The 15467-nt window shown below is 64.0% G+C and carries 18 protein-coding genes and 1 tRNA gene; 11 read left to right on the top strand and 8 right to left on the bottom strand.

Annotation, left to right across the window (positions count from 1 at the left end; all coding sequences use genetic code 11):
* Both BLS48_RS03675 and BLS48_RS03670 read left to right on the top strand, forming a co-directional pair.
* Window positions 1-521 (top strand): KUP/HAK/KT family potassium transporter (locus BLS48_RS03675; protein WP_208604576.1); only part of this gene is annotated, 521 nt, incomplete at its 5' end.
* A 35-nt stretch (window positions 522-556) separates the two neighbouring features.
* Window positions 557-1618, top strand: coding sequence for an SDR family oxidoreductase (locus BLS48_RS03670; protein ID WP_091575584.1), 1062 nt, complete (start codon window positions 557-559; stop codon window positions 1616-1618).
* Window positions 1619-1639: 21 nt separating this feature from the next.
* On the opposite strand, the gene BLS48_RS03665 is transcribed toward BLS48_RS03670, so the two are convergent.
* Window positions 1640-2530, bottom strand: a complete 891-nt coding sequence (locus BLS48_RS03665) for an SDR family oxidoreductase (RefSeq protein ID WP_091575583.1) — start codon at window positions 2528-2530, stop codon at window positions 1640-1642.
* A gap of 134 nt (window positions 2531-2664) precedes the next feature.
* Here BLS48_RS03665 and BLS48_RS03660 point away from each other — a divergent pair, with 134 nt between their 5' ends.
* On the top strand, window positions 2665-3075 hold the full coding sequence (locus BLS48_RS03660; protein ID WP_091575675.1) for a winged helix-turn-helix transcriptional regulator: 411 nt from the start codon (window positions 2665-2667) through the stop codon (window positions 3073-3075).
* Window positions 3076-3209: 134 nt separating this feature from the next.
* A complete protein-coding gene (locus tag BLS48_RS03655) occupies window positions 3210-4394 on the top strand; it encodes an FAD-dependent oxidoreductase (RefSeq protein ID WP_244529496.1) in 1185 nt (394 codons plus the stop codon).
* Here BLS48_RS03655 and BLS48_RS03650 read toward each other — a convergent pair.
* The gene (locus BLS48_RS03650; protein ID WP_167364923.1) at window positions 4342-5070 is read right to left on the bottom strand and encodes a glutathione S-transferase family protein; all 729 of its coding nucleotides are present in this window, start codon (window positions 5068-5070) and stop codon (window positions 4342-4344) included. The genes BLS48_RS03655 and BLS48_RS03650 overlap by 53 nt on opposite strands.
* Window position 5071: 1 nt before the next feature.
* Complete coding sequence (locus tag BLS48_RS03645; RefSeq protein WP_091575580.1) at window positions 5072-5377, bottom strand: Rieske (2Fe-2S) protein; 306 nt, start codon at window positions 5375-5377, stop codon at window positions 5072-5074.
* 100 nt (window positions 5378-5477) lie between these two features.
* Between BLS48_RS03645 and BLS48_RS03640 the strand changes: the two genes are divergently transcribed.
* The 3 genes from BLS48_RS03640 to ilvC all read left to right on the top strand — a co-directional run bounded on the left by BLS48_RS03640 (window position 5478) and on the right by ilvC (window position 7788).
* The gene (locus tag BLS48_RS03640; protein WP_091575579.1) at window positions 5478-5936 is read left to right on the top strand and encodes a MarR family winged helix-turn-helix transcriptional regulator; all 459 of its coding nucleotides are present in this window, start codon (window positions 5478-5480) and stop codon (window positions 5934-5936) included.
* An 82-nt stretch (window positions 5937-6018) separates the two neighbouring features.
* Window positions 6019-6750 carry a TetR/AcrR family transcriptional regulator gene (locus tag BLS48_RS03635; protein WP_091575674.1) on the top strand — a complete coding sequence of 244 codons (732 nt, stop codon included), beginning with the start codon at window positions 6019-6021 and terminating at the stop codon, window positions 6748-6750.
* Window positions 6751-6768: 18 nt separating this feature from the next.
* Complete coding sequence (gene ilvC, locus BLS48_RS03630; RefSeq protein ID WP_091575578.1) at window positions 6769-7788, top strand: ketol-acid reductoisomerase; 1020 nt, start codon at window positions 6769-6771, stop codon at window positions 7786-7788.
* A 103-nt stretch (window positions 7789-7891) separates the two neighbouring features.
* Here the strand turns inward: ilvC and BLS48_RS03625 are convergent, their stop codons facing one another.
* Complete coding sequence (locus BLS48_RS03625; protein WP_091575577.1) at window positions 7892-8452, bottom strand: BA14K family protein; 561 nt, start codon at window positions 8450-8452, stop codon at window positions 7892-7894.
* Between the two features lie 188 nt (window positions 8453-8640).
* Between BLS48_RS03625 and BLS48_RS03620 the strand changes: the two genes are divergently transcribed.
* Both BLS48_RS03620 and BLS48_RS03615 read left to right on the top strand, forming a co-directional pair.
* Window positions 8641-9753, top strand: coding sequence for an endonuclease/exonuclease/phosphatase family protein (locus BLS48_RS03620; RefSeq protein ID WP_091575673.1), 1113 nt, complete (start codon window positions 8641-8643; stop codon window positions 9751-9753).
* A 7-nt stretch (window positions 9754-9760) separates the two neighbouring features.
* Entirely contained in the window at window positions 9761-10477 is a 717-nt protein-coding gene (locus tag BLS48_RS03615; protein ID WP_091575576.1) for an NUDIX hydrolase, read from the top strand.
* On the opposite strand, the gene BLS48_RS03610 is transcribed toward BLS48_RS03615, so the two are convergent.
* The 4 genes from BLS48_RS03610 to BLS48_RS03595 form a co-directional block, all read right to left on the bottom strand.
* Window positions 10474-10716, bottom strand: coding sequence for a hypothetical protein (locus BLS48_RS03610; RefSeq protein WP_091575575.1), 243 nt, complete (start codon window positions 10714-10716; stop codon window positions 10474-10476). The genes BLS48_RS03615 and BLS48_RS03610 overlap by 4 nt on opposite strands.
* A gap of 125 nt (window positions 10717-10841) precedes the next feature.
* Window positions 10842-12059 (bottom strand): ABC transporter permease, encoded by a 1218-nt coding sequence (locus tag BLS48_RS03605; RefSeq protein ID WP_091575574.1) that lies wholly within the window; start codon window positions 12057-12059, stop codon window positions 10842-10844.
* A 94-nt stretch (window positions 12060-12153) separates the two neighbouring features.
* Complete coding sequence (locus BLS48_RS03600) at window positions 12154-12867, bottom strand: ABC transporter ATP-binding protein (protein WP_091575573.1); 714 nt, start codon at window positions 12865-12867, stop codon at window positions 12154-12156.
* 4 nt (window positions 12868-12871) lie between these two features.
* A complete protein-coding gene (locus tag BLS48_RS03595; RefSeq protein ID WP_091575572.1) occupies window positions 12872-14161 on the bottom strand; it encodes an efflux RND transporter periplasmic adaptor subunit in 1290 nt (429 codons plus the stop codon).
* A 101-nt stretch (window positions 14162-14262) separates the two neighbouring features.
* Here BLS48_RS03595 and BLS48_RS03590 point away from each other — a divergent pair, with 101 nt between their 5' ends.
* Window positions 14263-15171, top strand: coding sequence for a PhzF family phenazine biosynthesis protein (locus tag BLS48_RS03590; protein WP_091575571.1), 909 nt, complete (start codon window positions 14263-14265; stop codon window positions 15169-15171).
* Window positions 15172-15277: 106 nt separating this feature from the next.
* Window positions 15278-15353 (top strand) — tRNA-Lys (locus BLS48_RS03585).
* Window positions 15354-15467 lie beyond the last annotated feature (114 nt).

Raw genomic sequence — 15467 nt, 5'->3', positions numbered from 1 at the left:
AGACCCGCCGCAACGAAATCCCGCTCGATTTCCTCGCCGGCAATTTGTTGAAGAAGAAGCCGCAGCTGGTATCCGGCACGGCCGTGTTCCTGACCAGTGATCCGCTCAGCGCGCCAACCGCGCTGATGCACAGCCTGAAGCACTACAAGGTGCTGCATGAGCAGAACGTCATCCTTTCGGTGGTGACCGCGCCGCAGCCGGTGGTGCCCGACAGCGACCGGGTCAAGATGGAGACGGTCAACGAGCTGTTCATGCGGGTGACGCTGACCTTCGGCTACATGGAGCAGCCCAACATCCCGCGCGCGCTGGCGATCTGCCGCAAGCAGGGCTGGAAGTTCGACATCATGACGACGTCGTTCTTCCTGTCGCGCCGTTCGCTCAAGGCTTCGCCCAATTCCGGCATGCCGTTGTGGCAGGACCGGCTGTTCATTGGGTTGGCACGCACGGCTGCCGACGCCACGGAGTATTTTCAGATTCCGACCGGACGCGTCGTCGAGATCGGCACCCAGGTCGCTATTTGAAGGTCTCTTGCCGATGAATGGCTGAGGAGGCGGGAATGAGCGGCGAATTGGTGCTTGTCACCGGCGGATCCGGCTTCCTCGGCGCTCATTGTATTCTCGACCTGCTGAAGGCCGGCTACCGCGTGCGCACGACCGTGCGGTCCGCCAAGCGTGAAGCTGATGTGCTCGCCATGCTCAAGGCCGGCGGCGCCGAGCCCGGAGCGGCACCCTCGTTCGCCATCGCCGATCTCATGGCCGATGCCGGCTGGCCGCAAGCCGTAGCCGGTTGCGACTATGTCCTGCATGTCGCCTCGCCCTTTCCGCCCGGCGTGCCGAAGCATGAAGATGAGCTGATCATACCGGCTCGCGAGGGCGCGCTGCGGGTGTTGCGGGCGGCGCGGGACGCGGGAGTGAAGCGCGTCGTGCTCACCTCGTCCTTCGCGGCCATCGGCTATGGCAAGCTGCCGCCTGGCGGCAGGCCGTTCACCGAGGAGAACTGGACCGATCCGACGGGCAAGGTCAGCGCCTACGTGAAATCGAAGACCCTGGCCGAGCGCGCGGCTTGGGATTTCATTGCCGCCGAGGGCGGGGCGCTGGAACTTGCGGTCGTCAATCCGGTCGGCATCTTCGGACCGGTTCTCGGGGCCGATCATTCGACCTCCACCGAATTCATCCGGCGCATGATGGACGGTGCCATGCCTGGCCTGCCACGCCTGTCCTTCGGCGTCGTCGATGTGCGCGACGTGGTGGATCTGCATCTGCGCGCGATGACCAACCCCGCCGCCAGGGGCGAACGGTTCCTGGCGGTTGCCGGTGACTTCATGACCGTGCGGGAGATGGCCGAAACCTTGAGGACACGACTGGGCGATGCGGCGGCGCGCGTCTCGACGAGGACGCTTCCCGACTGGCTGGTCCGCTTCGTCGGGCTGTTCAGCGCGGAAGCCGCGCAGGTCGTGCCGGAACTGGGCAAGGCCAAGAACGCCAGCAACGAGAAGGCGGTGCGCATGCTCGGCTGGGCGCCGCGACCACGCGAAGATGCGCTGGTTGCAACTGGCGAAAGCCTGATCCGGCTCGGATTGCTGAAGACATCGAAGCAACGCGACGGGAAGCCGAGATAGGGCTCCCCGCCGCGCTGATCGTCAGGCAGCCAAAGCGGCCTTGTTGGTCTCCAGGAACTGCTTCAGCGGTATCGATTTGCGGCCGGACAGTTTTTCAACGGAGTCGGTCACCATGCCAAGGCCACCGACCCGCGTGGCGGCGTCGAACGACACGAGAAGCCGGGCGATGGGTTCGGGAAGGCCGGCCGACTTCATTCCCTCGGTCAATGCTTCGTCGGAAAGCTGGATGACCTGGATGGGCTTGCCGGTGACGTCGGTGACCAGCGCCGCGACCTCGGCGACAGTGTAGGCCTCGGGGCCGGTCAGCGTGTAGGTCTTGCTGTCGTCGGCGCCGGAGGCAAGCCCTGCGGCGATCGCCGCCGCCAAATCGTCGCGCGCGCCATAGGAAATGCGGCCATCGCCCGCCGACGTATACCAGTGACCCGACGCCAGGGTCTGCGGCAGCGACATGAACAGGTTCTCGTCATACCAGCTGTTGCGGAAGATCGTATGGGGGATGCCGCTCGCCTTGATTGCCTGTTCGGTGCCGTGGTGGTCGGGCGCGAAAAGGACCGGCGAGCCCGGCTCGGGGCTGGGCATCGAGGTGTAGAGCAAATGGGCGACGCCTGCTTGTTTCGCCGCAGCGACGGCAGCGAGCTGCTGCTCGCGCCGCTTTCCCTGGATTGCCAGTTCGTTGGTCGAGATGATGAGCACCCGGTCGGCGCCTTGAAAAGCCTCTGCGAGCGAAGACGGATCGTCGAAGTCCGCCGCCCGAACGGTGACACCGCGTGCTGCCAGATCGGCAAGGCTGGCCGGCGTGCGGGTTGTGGCGATGATGCGCGCCGCCGGAACCTTGAATGTGTCCAGCAGGTGGTTGATGACGCTGCGGCCAAGCTGGCCGGAAGCGCCGGTGACGAGGAGAGTTTTGCTCATTTGTGATCCTGGCATGGGTCGGAGGGAAGGGGCGGGTGGTGGTCTCAAAAAGAGACCAGCACTAAAATAGGAATTGACCCATGGCCGTAAAGAAGGCAGTTTTTCGGGAGGTAGGCACAGGCAAGGAACCAGCCGTGGACAGCACGATCGTCAATCTGAGATCCAAGCTCGAGATCTACAAAGCCATGAGCAACGGCGGCAACCTTGCCGATTGCCCGGTTCGCGATGTGATGCAGGGTCTCAGCGGCAAATGGAGTTCACTTTTGATGGGGGCCCTGGCCGAGCAGCCTTACCGCTTCGGCGAGTTGCGGCGGCTGGTGCCCGATATTTCGCAGCGCATGCTCACCCAGACGCTTCATGAACTGCAGCGCGACGGCTATGTGCATCGCGAGGTGTTCCCTACCAAGCCACCGAGCGTCGAATACAGTCTCACCGACCTCGGGCGGTCGATGTTCGGCGCCTTGCACCAGCTGATCCTGTGGGCCGAGCTCAATCATGACGCGGTGCGCCAGGCGCGTGCCGGGTTCGATGCCGCCCGGGCTTGAACGGCGGCTAATGGCGGGGGAGGCGACTTGATTTAGTCCGGCCGCTGAAGGATTGTCCCGACCAATCCGGCTTTGGGGGCATTGGCATTTCCTACGATATCGCAATTGCGGGCGCCGGGCCGGCGGGGCTGGCGATGGCGCTCTATCTCAGGCGTGCCGGGCATCGGGTCACCGTGTTCGAGCGCTTCGAGGAACCGAAGCCGGTCGGCTCCGGGTTGATCCTGCAGCCGACCGGGCTGACGGTGCTGGCCGATCTCGGTCTGCTCGATGACATACTGGCGCTGGGCAGCCGCATCGATCGGCTGCATGGCGCCGACGCCACGACCGGCCGCACCGTGCTCGATGTCCGCTATGACGCCCAGCGCGGTCGCCGTTTTGGCCTGGCTGTGCATCGGACGGCCTTGTTCGGCGTGCTCTTTCGAGCCGCGCGGCGCGAAGCGGTCACCATTGAAACCGGCGTGGAGATCGAGACCGCGGAGACCGGCGAACGGGCGAGCCTGATCCGTGGCAACGGGCGAAGGGCAGGGCCGTTCGACCTTGTCGTCGACGCAAGCGGCTCAAAGTCGAAACTGCGGCAGTGCGCGGACAATGCCGGCGCGCCGCGTCCACTCACCTATGGCGCGTTCTGGGCGTCGCTCGGCTGGCGCGGCGACGGCTTCGACGAGCATGCGTTGCTGCAACGCTACGAGAGGGCCAGCGTGATGATCGGCGTCCTGCCGATCGGCCGGCCGGAGCCGGGTGCCGAAAAGATGGCAGCCTTCTTCTGGAGTCTGAAGCCGGCGGACGCTGACACGGTGCGCGCCCGGGGCCTCGAATCCTGGAAGGAGAGGGTGGTCCGGCTGTGGCCGCAGAGCGAGGCGTTCACCAGCCAGATCGACAGTTTCGACCAGCTTTCGCTGGCACGCTACGGCCACCACACAATGAAGCGCCCGGTCGGTCGGCGGCTGGCCGTCATCGGCGATGCCGCGCATTCGACCAGCCCGCAACTCGGGCAAGGGGCTAACATGGCGCTGCTCGACGCGGCGGCGCTCAGCCATGCACTGGCACGGACGGGCAGTGTCGAAGCGGCGCTCGAGGCCTATGCGGCAGCGCGGCGCTGGCATGTGCGTGTCTTCCAGGCGCTTTCGCTGGCGTTCACGCCATTCTACCAGTCGGATTCCGCAGCGCTGCCGTTCATCCGTGACAGGCTGGTGGCGACGGTGGCGAAAATCCCGCCGGCGCCACAGTTTCTCGCCGCGATGGTGGCCGGAACCGTGATCGATCCGTTCAGGCGAATTGGGCTTGTGGAGGCGCGGTGGCCGGATCGCTTCGGCGGATGAGGCTCGAAAGGTAGGATCCTTTCGCCTGCAGGAAGGCGTGCAGGCGCTGCGGATAGTCCGGCGCCACGGCGTGCCTGATCGACGGACGTCCGCTCAACGCCTGGCGCCAGGCGTCGACGAGCGGCTTGCCGTCCAGAATGCCGAAATCGCCGATCCGGTCGAAGGCGTCGAAGTAGCGGAAGACCGATCCGTAGACCGCGTCGACGAGCGAGAGGCGCTCGCCGGCGAACCATGGTCCGTTCCGTTCGGATTCCGCCAGCTCGGCCTCAAGACGACCGAACATCGCCGAAAGAGCCTCGCTTTCCGCAAGGAAGCCAGCCTCGGTCGAGGCTGAATAGAAACGGCCGATGGCGTTGAGGATGGCCGAGCCGAACTCGATCCAGGCGCGATGCCGGGCGCGGGCGTAAGGGTCGGCAGGGTGGAGGGGATTGGTTTGTGTTTCTTCGAGGAATTCGAGGATGACCGCGGACTCGAAGATTGCCGTCTGCTCGCCCTTTCGCTGCGTACGCAGCAGCGGCACCTTGCCCAGCGGCGAGATCGCCTTGAACCAGTCCGGCTTGTCGGCGAGGTCGATGTCGACGCGCTCGAACGGCACGCCCTTTTCGGCCAGCGAAATCGCGGCGCGTTGCACATAGGGGCAGAGATGGTGACTGACGAGAATGAGCTTGTCGGCCATCTCATTCTCCCCAGACATAATTCAACGCGCCGTCCTCGACGCGTGTCGACAGGAACATCAGGCGAGAACCCTTTGGCGCCGGACCGTCAAGGCGATCGCCTGATGCCATGTCGAAGGAGGCGCCGTGCCATTGGCAGACCAGCCTGCCGTCCTTGCAGTCGAGCGGTCCGCCGAAATGCAGACAGACATTGGCGGCGGCTCGGATGCGCTCGCCGCTGCGCCAGACATGGACCTCACGGCCGAAGAACGGCGCGATCATGCTGCCCGTCCGTGGAATGTCGTCAACCTTGCAGATTTCATGTTTCATGGGATTTGCCATCCAGAGTTAATGCAATTGCATCTATATAGATGCATGTGCATCGATCGTCAAGCTTGATGCATTTGCATCTATCGCCTAGGATGCAGTCATGACGGAGCAAGCCACGCCTTCGCCCGAGGCCATCAAGGCCTGGGCCCGCCTGATGCGGGTTTCGCGTCAGCTCATCGAACATGCCGAAGAGGCGTTGAAAGAGGGTGGCCTGCCGCCGCTCGCCTGGTACGACGTGCTGCATGAACTGGCCGAGGTGGGCGAGGGCGGGCTGCGGCCATTCCAGTTGATCGAGCGCACACTGTTTGCGCAGTACAATATCTCGCGGCTGCTGGCGCGGCTCGAGGCTGACGGGCTGGTCGAGAAGCTGCCGGTGGCCGATGACGGCCGCGGTCAGACCATCCGCATTACGGCCAAGGGGCGCGACACGCGCCGTCGGATGTGGTCCGTCTATGGCCGATCGATCGCCGAACTGGTCGGCGCGAAACTCTCGGTGGATCAATTGAACATGGTGTCGGCACTGCTTGGCCGGCTGCGCCATCCGCCTGCCAGCGATTGAGCAAACTCGCCGCCGGCATTGTGCGGCTGCTTTGAGATATTTTTCAGTGCGTCCTCTTGCGCCAATCATCGAATTGCGCAATATGCCGAACCGTAACGTACGGTACGGCTGCCGTTTGAAACGTGCTGCCGCCACTATCAAACGGGAAAAAAGCGTGTTGCTGGCGAACGCCGACATCGACAACAGCCAAGCGCTGACGGAGCGGCAGAAGGCCGTTCTGGACGCGGCGCTTCGCCTGCTGGTCGAGGAAGGCGATCACCTGACCATGACCGCCGTGGCGCGCCGCGCGAGCTGTTCCAAGGAAACGCTCTACAAATGGTTTGGCGACCGTGACGGGCTGCTGACGGCGACGGTCCAATGGCAAGCCTCGAAAGTGCGGGTGGCTCCGGTCGACGGCAAGGGGCTCGATCTTGCGTCGCTGACGGCAAGCCTTGAGCGCTTCGCCTCGGACTGGCTGAAGGTGATTTCGAGCGACACCTCGATCGCGCTCAACCGCGTGGCGGTCGGTCATGCCGGTTCCGGCAAGGACGATCTCGGCGCCGTCGTGCTGGAGAATGGCCGTTTCGCGCTGGCGAAGCGGCTGAAGCCGGTGCTTGAGGCAGGCCGGCAGGCCGGGCTGCTGGAATTTTCGGACGCCGAGACGGCGTTCCGCACCTTTTTCGGGCTGGTCGCCCGCGACGTGCAGATCCGTCTGCTGCTTGGCGACCGGCTGGAATTGACTGAGGCGGCGATTGGCGGCGATGCCGCACGGGCGACGCAGCAGTTTCTCGCTCTTCATGGAGCAAAACCGGGCCGCAAGGCCTCTGATTTATAAAACGGGAAGGAAGACAAAATGCGTGTCTATTACGATCGTGATGCCGATCTCAACCTGATCAAGGGCAAGAAGGTCGCTATCATCGGCTATGGCAGCCAGGGCAGGGCGCATGCGCTCAACCTCAAGGATTCCGGCGTCAAGGACATCGCCATCGGCCTCAAGGCCGGCTCGGCGACCGCCAAGAAGGTCGAGGCCGACGGGCTCAAGGTGATGAGCGTGGCCGATGCCGCCAAATGGGCCGACCTGATGATGATGGCGACGCCCGACGAACTGCAGGCCGACATCTACAGATCAGAGATCGCGCCGAACATCCGCGACGGCGCGGCGATCGCCTTCGCGCACGGCCTCAACGTGCATTTCGGCCTGATCGAGCCGAAGGCTTCGGTCGATGTCGTCATGATCGCGCCAAAGGGCCCGGGCCACACGGTGCGCGGCGAATACCAGAAGGGCGGCGGCGTGCCGTGCCTGGTCGCCGTCAACCAGGACGCCTCGGGCAACGCGCTTGATCTGGCTCTGTCCTACGCCTGCGGCGTCGGCGGTGGCCGTTCGGGCATCATCGAGACCAATTTCCGCGAGGAATGCGAGACCGATCTGTTCGGCGAACAGGTGGTGCTGTGCGGCGGCCTGGTCGAACTGATCCGCGCCGGCTTCGAGACGCTGGTGGAAGCCGGCTATGCGCCTGAGATGGCCTATTTCGAGTGCCTGCACGAGGTCAAGCTGATCGTCGACCTGATCTATGAAGGCGGCATCGCCAACATGAACTATTCGATCTCCAACACCGCCGAATGGGGCGAGTATGTCTCGGGCCCGCGTATCATCACCGCCGAGACCAAGGCCGAGATGAAGCGCGTGCTGAAGGATATCCAGACCGGCAAGTTCACCTCGGAATGGATGCAAGAATACCGCGCCGGCATGTCTCGATTCAAAGGCATCCGCCGCATGAACGACAGCCACCAGATCGAGGAAGTCGGCGCCAAGCTGCGCGCGATGATGCCGTGGATTTCGAAGAACAAGCTGGTCGACAAGGCCAAGAACTGACCGAAATCCAAATGCTCGAAGTCCGGTAGCTTCGAACAGCCAGAATCAAAAACGGCGCCACACGGCGCCGTTTTTTTTCATTGTGGCTCAGCCACAGCTTAGCTCAGCTATAGGGCGACCAGCACTGCTGGCGCGGGCCGTTGTAAGGCTGGAACGTGTTGTCCCAAGCGCGATACGAGCGGTAGCGGTTGTAGCACCACTGGACATGGGCGCTCGAAAGCCGGCCCGCGCGGTAGTAGCGGCGCGGCGGCGGCGCGTCGTAGTAATCGTAGTTGTTGTACATGCTGCCAAGGCCAAGCCCGAGGCCAAGGCCCAGGATCGCGGCGCTCGCACCATCATCATAGTAGCGGCCGTGATAGTGGCGGTGACGCCAACGCCAGTTGTTTCCACCGTTCCAGTTTCCACTGTTCCAGTTTCCACCGTTCCAGTGTCGGTTGCCACTCCAATGGCCCGACCGGCGCCATCTCCAATCGTTATAGAGCTGCCGGTCATTGCCGCCCGCCCATTCATCGCGCACCGGCGTGATCGTCGGCGCCGCCGTGCTTGAGGGAATCGACAGGTCCGGCTGCAGGATCGGGCCGGCCGCGGACGGTGCCGTGATGCCCGAGAGGATACCGAGCGCTATCAGCCCGGATTTGACAGAGGAAGAAAAGAGCGAACTCATTGCACTCTCCTAGAGATACAGGCCCCACGCCCACCCTGGGAATGGGGCCAATGTGGACCTTTGCGTGTGAACGGCGGATGAACGGAAAGGTTCCGTCAACCATGGCGCGTACGCCGTCAGGACCAATCGATATCGACAGTGGTCCTGCGACCTTGTTTTCTCGCGCGCTTGTGGGCAAAGGTCAGGACATGTCGCTGCGCCTCGCCACCTTCAATGTCGAGAACCTGATGAGCAGGTTCGATTTTTCCGGGTATCGCAACCAGCTCAACGAGGATCGCACGCTGGCGCTTTTCGATATCCAGAGCGAAGCCGAATACAAGATGCTGGAGCAGGCCCGCGCCATCGCGCAGTCCGACGACACGCGCCAGCTGACGGCGCTGGCGATCGCGGCGACCCGCGCCGACATCATCTGCATGCAGGAGGTCGACAGTATCGAGGCGCTGAAGGCCTTCGAATACGGCTATCTGTTCAAGATGGTGGGGGAGGGCTACCGGCAGAAATACACCACTGCTGGCAACGATTCGCGCGGCATCGATGTGGCCGTGATGATGCGCGCCGAGACCGCGCAGGGCCAGCCGATCGAATTCGTGCGCATGACCAGCCACGCCTATGTCACCTTCGAACAGTTCGGCCTGCACACGCCGGAACTGGAAGCTCTTGGCAATCAAGCCAATGAGCGCATCTTCCGCCGCGACTGCCTGGAAATCGATGTGACTGTCGGCGGCGTGCCGCTGACGCTCTATCTCGTGCATTTCAAATCGATGGGCTCGCCGCGCAATGGGCTTGACGGACGCGAAGCGACGATGCCGCTGCGCATCGCCGAGGCGCAGGCGGTGCGCCGCATCATCGAGGAGCGCTTCGGCAAGGATTACGCAGCCGACATGCGCTGGGCGATCTGCGGCGACATGAACGATTACCGGCAGCGCGTGAAGATCGCCGGCGATGCCGTCGACGGCTACCGCTTCGAGGTGATCGATGAGAACCAGTCCTGCATCAACGTGCTGACGGCAGGCGGCTTTTGCGAGAACGTCGTCGAGCGGCGGCCGGAGATGAACCGCTGGAGCTTCTACCACACGCGTGGGCCTGAAGAGCGGCACCTGTGCCAACTCGACTATATCCTGCTCTCCAAGGGGCTGGCGGAGAAGAACGCCACGGCTATTCCCGACATCGTCCGCAATGGCCAGCCCTGGCGCACCATCTTTCCGCCGGGCCAGGAGGTGGAGCGCTTTCCGCGCGCCGGCTGGGACCGGCCGAAGGCATCCGACCACTGCCCGGTGGCGATCACCCTGGACATGGCTTGATACGCTCATGAGCTTCGATCTGCCACGCAATGTCATCCTGCCGGTCGACGCCGTCGACGTCCGGCTCGATCCTGGTCCGCACCCCTTCGCGCAGGACAACGCCGAGGCGATCGCCGAGAACTGGCACCGCGAGATATCAGCCAATCCGGCGCTGTTCGATGGCACGGTGGTGCTGCTGTCGCAACTCGCCTGGCGCGACAATCGCCTCGTCGGGCGCTGCCACGCGGTCAACTACTCCACGTTCATGCTATGGCGTAAGCGGCGCGAGAATTCGGGCGCCGAGCATGCCTATGCGCATGCCATGCTGGTGGCTGGCGACAATGCGCTGGTGGCGATCCGCATGGGACCGCGCACGGTCAATGCCGGCCGCGTCTACTTTGCCGCCGGCTCGTTCGAACCGGCCGATTTCCGCGACGGGCTAGTCGATGTCGATTTCAACATGATCCGTGAGGTGCGCGAAGAGACGGGCCTGGACCTGTCGGTTGCTGAACGCGGCCATCGCTATCACGCTTTGTCGACGAACAGCGGCACGGTGATCTTTCGCCGCTATCACGAGCCGGCGCCTGCCGACGAGATCGCTCGGCGAATCTCGGCCTTTGTCGCGGCCGAGACCGATCCGGAGATCGAGGGGCCGGTGATCATCCGCCATGCCGCCGACCTGCCGGCCGGGCTGTCGGCACACATGAAGCCGCTGATCGAGTGGCATTTCGCGGGCAAGGGTTAGCGGCGCGCCTTGCCCTGCGCTGCCTTGCGATCGTTGCGGGCGGCGACGAAGAACAAGATAACGCCGATCCCCAGCAACCCACCCATGGCCATTCCCATCGTCTGGCCGACAACCGCCTGAAAATCGGCGGTGAGGCGGTCGGGATTGGCCATGCCGAAGCGGGCTAGATACCACCAGATGCCGGCAAGGACGGCTTCGATGACCACCATCACCAGGATCAGTCGCGCTTTCTTGCTCATCACGCCATTCCTCGACCAGAGATGCCTTGCCCTAACATCGCGAACCGCACCGCGACAGTGGAGGCACGGGGCGGAAACGTCAAAAGTTGTGCAGATCAAATCGGATGCCGGATGCAGGCCCCGTCCTACTCATGCCGTAGCGCGTCGATCGGATCGAGGCGAGCGCCGCGCAGCGCGGGGAAGAAGCCGAACACCATGCCGATCAACGCCGAAAAACCGACGGCGAGCAGGATGACGGCCGGGTTCGGTGCGAACGGGATGGTCAGCGTCACCGAGGCGAGGCCGGCGAACGCCAGGCCGATCAGGATGCCGATGATGCCGCCGAGCAGCGACAGCACCGTCGCCTCGACCAGGAACTGGATAAGGATATGCTTTTCATGCGCGCCGATGGCCAGCCTGATGCCGATCTCGCGGGTGCGCTCGGTGACCGACACCAGCATGATGTTCATGATGCCGATGCCGCCGACCAGCAGGCTGACGCCGGCGACCGCGCCCAGCATGCCGGTCATGGTGGCGGTGGCGCTGGCCATGGCGTCGGCGATCTGGGTCATGTCGCGAATGGCGAAATCGCTTTCGCGGTCGGGCGTGATGCGGCGCGCATCGCGCAAAATGTCCTCGACGCGCGGCTGCAGTTCGCTGGTCGGCGTGCGGTCGTCGGCGGCGATGTAGATGCTGTCGATGTCGCGGTTGCCGGCGATGCGGCGCTGATAGGCGTGCAGCGGCATCAGCACGACATTGTCCTGATCCTGGCCGAAGCCGGTATAGCCCTTGGGTTCGAGCAGGCCGACGATCTTGCAGGAGGTGCGGTTGACGCGGATGATCTCCCCCTCGGGGTCGCCTGAGCCGAAGAACTGCTGGCGCACCGTCTCGCCGATCAGGCACACGCCGGTGCCCGAGCGGGTTTCGGAATCGCTGAACGGGCGGCCGGAAACCAGCTTCCAGTCGCGCGCATCGAGATAGGCGCTGTCGGTGCCGGTGACGCCCGAGGTCAGGCTCTCGGTGCCGAAGATGACACGCACCTGCTTCTGCGAGGCCGGCGAAATGACACGCGCGCCGGTGAGATGCGCAACCAGCGCCGCAAGATCCTTCTCGGCCAGCGGACGTACCACCTGATCGAGCCCGCCCGGACCACCGGGACCGGCCGGGCGGCCGGACCGGACGACCAGCAGGTTGCTGCCGAGCTTGGAGATGTCGGCCTTGACCTTTTCGGTGGTGCCGGAGCCGATGGTGAGCATGGCAATGACGGCGGCAACGCCGATGACAATGCCAAGCAATGTCAGGAACGAGCGCAGTACGTTGCGGCGGATCGAGCGGAGCGACAGGCGGACGGTTTCCCAGATCATGGTCAGAGCCTTCCGTCCCGATAGAACCGGGATGGGGCTCTATCTCTGTGTTTGGCCATGATCTTCTCCGAAAACCGGATTCCACTTATCGGGATCATGGCTGAGCCACTTCCAGCTTCGCGGTGTCGGAGGCGACGCGGCCGTCGACGAAGCGGATGGTGCGCTTGGCATATTCGGCGACATCGGCCTCGTGGGTGACCATGGTGATGGTCAGGCCAAGCTCCTTGTTCAGCTTCGTCAGCAGCTCCATGATTTCATGCGTGCGGGCGGTGTCGAGATTGCCGGTCGGCTCGTCGGCGACGAGCAGTGTCGGCCTTGTGACGATGGCGCGTGCGATCGCCACGCGCTGCTGCTGGCCGCCGGACAACTCGGCCGGCGTGTGGTGCTCGCGGCCGACAAGGCCAACCTGGGCCAACGCCTGCATGGCGAGGTCGCGACGCTCGCGGGCGGCAACGCCGCGATAGATCAGAGGCAGCTCGACATTCTCCGCGGCGGTGGTGCGGGCCAGCAGATTGTAGCCCTGGAAGACGAAACCGACATAGAGGTTGCGCAGCATTGCACGGCGGTTGCGGTCGAGCCGGCCGGCATCGATGCCCATGAAGGAGTAGGTTCCGGCCGTCGGCGTGTCGAGGCAGCCGATGATGTTCAATGCTGTCGATTTGCCGGAGCCGGACGGGCCCATGATGGCGACGAATTCACCACGCTTTATGGCAAGGTCGACGCCGGCCAGCGCATGGATCTGGGCCTCGCCCTGACCATAACTCTTCCAGACCTTGTCGAAGGTGATGAGGTGCGCGCCCGAAGCCACGGCCTCAGCTCCGCTGCTGCGACGCGGTGATGACCTGCGCGCCTTCCTCCAGGCCCGAGGTGATCTCGGTCAGTTCGCCATCGGTCGAGCCGATCTTGACGTTGACCGGACGGGGCCGCCCATTCTCCAGCACGTAGAGCGTGCGTGAGCCGTCGATGGGCGGCGCAACCTGGCGCTGGCGATTGCCGCCGGGACGACCCATGCGGCCGGTGAACAGGTCGCTCAGGCTCCACGCGCGGGCCGTAGGTGCCGGGGGTCGATAGCGGAAGGCGGTTGCCGGGACGGTGAGCACACCCTTGGCCTGCCGGGTGACGACCGAAACGGTGGCGGTCATGCCGGGCCGCAGCAACAGCTCGTTGTTGTCGACCTCGAGCCGCGCATTGTAGGTGACGACGCCATCGGTGGTGACCGAGGCATAGGAGATGTCGCGGATCTCGGCATCGAACGGCCGCTCCGGGAAGGCGTCGACGGTGAAGCGGGCATGCTGGCCGGTCTTCACCGTGCCGATGTCGGCCTCGTCGACCGCCGCCACCAGTTCCATGTTCTTCAGGTCGGCGGCGATGATGAACAGCACCGGCGCCTGCAGCGACGAGGCGACCGTCTGGCCGGGGTCAACCGAGCGCGTCAGCACGATGCCGTCGATCGGCGCATAGATGGTGCTGTTGGCGAGGTCGGTCTGCTGCGATTTCAGATCGGCATTGGCGATGGCGAGATTGGCCCTGGCGCTGTCGAGCGCCGCCTTGGAACGGTCGCGCGTCGCGGTCGCCGCTTCGAGCGACTGGTCGGTCGCCATGCCGCGCTTGGTCAATGCCGCCGCGCGGATAAGCCCGCTTTCGTTCTCGGCAAGCGTTACAGTGGCGTCCTCGACATTGGCGGCCGCCGCCTTGGAGGACGCCTCCGCCCGTTCGATCTGGACCTGCAGCTTGGTGGTGTCGAGAGCGGCCAGCACATCGCCCTTCTTGACCTGCTGGTTCTCCTCGACGGAAACCGAACGGATAATGCCGGAGAGCTGGCTGGAAATATCGACCTGGGTGAGGGGCTGCAGCGTGCCTGTCGCGGACACCTGGACAGTGAGGTCGGCTTTGGCGGCCGGCACGGTGGTGTAATCGATCCTGGTGGGCGAGCCAGCATACCACTGATAGACGCCGAGGCTGGCGGCGAGCACGATCAGTGCCAGCAGCGCATAAAGCCAGCCGCGCCGGCGCGACTGGCGCAGACCTCGCCTGTCGAGTCCGAGCGCGGTCTCGATGGTGGAATCCGATTCCGTCTTTGGCAGATTGACAATCTGGTCCACGCCGGACCCCTATAATGCGCAGTATCCCTATCTGTGCACAGATCAGGCTTACTGGTTCGAATATCAAATTAAATTTCGCCCATGTTTGGATTGAGGCAGGAATGAAAACCCGGAACTACTTGCTTTACGATGTGTTTACGACCGAGCGGCTGGCCGGCAATCCGCTGGCCGTCGTGCTGGATTGCAAAGGTCTGGACACGCGCGCCATGCAGGCCATCGCGCGCGAATTCAACCTGTCCGAATCCGTTTTCGTGCTGCCGGCGGACAATCCCAAGCATAAAAACCGCATCCGCATCTTCACGCCCGACTATGAAATGCCGTTCGCCGGCCATCCGACTGTTGGCGCCGCGATCGCGCTGGCCGAATTGGCCGAAGAGGGCGGCGCCGGCATCTTCGTGCTGGAAGAGAACATTGGCCCGGTGCGCTGCGCCGTCAGCAAGCACGATGGCGCCACCTTCGCCGAATTCGACCTGGCGAAATTGCCGGAGCCGTTAAAGCTCGAGGCCGATCCGCATGCGATTGGTGCTGCCCTTGGCCTGGCGCCGCACGAAATCGGCTTCGAGAATCACCGCGTCGCGTTCTGGTCGGCGGGCGTGCCCTATGTGACCATCCCGGTCGCCAATCTCGAGGCGGCGGGGCGAATCCGGCTCGACAACCAGGCGTGGTCGGAGTTGGCGCCGCGCAAGAGCGACTGGGCCTTCGCCAGCCCGTATGTGTATTGCCGTGAGACGGTGAACCACGAAAGCGCGTTCCATGTGCGTATGATCGTGCCGGGCACGCCTTCCTATGAGGACCCGGCGACCGGCTCGGCGGCGGCCGCCTTTGCCGGCGCCATCATGCATTTCGATGGTCCAACCGACGGCATTTCGCAGCTGTGGATCGAGCAGGGGCTGGAGATGGGCCGGCCGTCGCGCATTCGCCTCGAACTGAATGTTGAAGGCGGAAAACTGGCCTCGGCGCGCATCGGCGGCAACGCGATCAAGGTTGCGGAAGGCAAGCTGTTCGTCTGAGGCGTGCGGCACTTAAGCGATTTGTCGGGAAATGATTCCGGCAGGGCTGGACAGGACCGATGGTGGCGGCTATATGCCCGCCAACGCCGGTTTTTGCCGGCCGAGTGGGTGCGTAGCTCAGTTGGTAGAGCAGCTGACTCTTAATCAGCGGGTCCACAGTTCAATCCTGTGCGCACCCACCAAATTCTTCAAAGACTTGGTGGAAAGACCCTGAAAGCGAGACGCGTTTGGCGCGTCTCGGGCCACGCGCCTGACAGCGGTTCTTCAACCAGCAACGCTACCTTGGCCAGCAACGC

The sequence above is a fragment of the Mesorhizobium qingshengii genome (assembly GCF_900103325.1).
GTDB lineage: Bacteria > Pseudomonadota > Alphaproteobacteria > Rhizobiales > Rhizobiaceae > Mesorhizobium > Mesorhizobium qingshengii.
Note: the sequence above shows the minus strand (reverse complement) of the source record. Positions and strands in the feature narration are given on the sequence as shown.

Excerpts from the sequence above, each read along its gene's own strand:
- BLS48_RS03670 (WP_091575584.1), top strand. The coding sequence starts at position 557 with ATGAGCGGCGAATTGGTGCTTGTCACCGGCGGATCCGGCTTCCTCGGC.
- BLS48_RS03665 (WP_091575583.1), bottom strand. The coding sequence starts at position 2,530 with ATGAGCAAAACTCTCCTCGTCACCGGCGCTTCCGGCCAGCTTGGCCGC.
- BLS48_RS03655 (WP_244529496.1), top strand. The coding sequence starts at position 3,210 with ATGGCGCTCTATCTCAGGCGTGCCGGGCATCGGGTCACCGTGTTCGAG.
- BLS48_RS03650 (WP_167364923.1), bottom strand. The coding sequence starts at position 5,070 with ATGGCCGACAAGCTCATTCTCGTCAGTCACCATCTCTGCCCCTATGTG.
- BLS48_RS03645 (WP_091575580.1), bottom strand. The coding sequence starts at position 5,377 with ATGAAACATGAAATCTGCAAGGTTGACGACATTCCACGGACGGGCAGC.
- BLS48_RS03640 (WP_091575579.1), top strand. The coding sequence starts at position 5,478 with ATGACGGAGCAAGCCACGCCTTCGCCCGAGGCCATCAAGGCCTGGGCC.
- BLS48_RS03635 (WP_091575674.1), top strand. The coding sequence starts at position 6,019 with ATGCCGAACCGTAACGTACGGTACGGCTGCCGTTTGAAACGTGCTGCC.
- ilvC (WP_091575578.1), top strand. The coding sequence starts at position 6,769 with ATGCGTGTCTATTACGATCGTGATGCCGATCTCAACCTGATCAAGGGC.
- BLS48_RS03625 (WP_091575577.1), bottom strand. The coding sequence starts at position 8,452 with ATGAGTTCGCTCTTTTCTTCCTCTGTCAAATCCGGGCTGATAGCGCTC.
- BLS48_RS03620 (WP_091575673.1), top strand. The coding sequence starts at position 8,641 with ATGTCGCTGCGCCTCGCCACCTTCAATGTCGAGAACCTGATGAGCAGG.
- BLS48_RS03615 (WP_091575576.1), top strand. The coding sequence starts at position 9,761 with ATGAGCTTCGATCTGCCACGCAATGTCATCCTGCCGGTCGACGCCGTC.
- BLS48_RS03610 (WP_091575575.1), bottom strand. The coding sequence starts at position 10,716 with ATGAGCAAGAAAGCGCGACTGATCCTGGTGATGGTGGTCATCGAAGCC.
- BLS48_RS03605 (WP_091575574.1), bottom strand. The coding sequence starts at position 12,059 with ATGATCTGGGAAACCGTCCGCCTGTCGCTCCGCTCGATCCGCCGCAAC.
- BLS48_RS03590 (WP_091575571.1), top strand. The coding sequence starts at position 14,263 with ATGAAAACCCGGAACTACTTGCTTTACGATGTGTTTACGACCGAGCGG.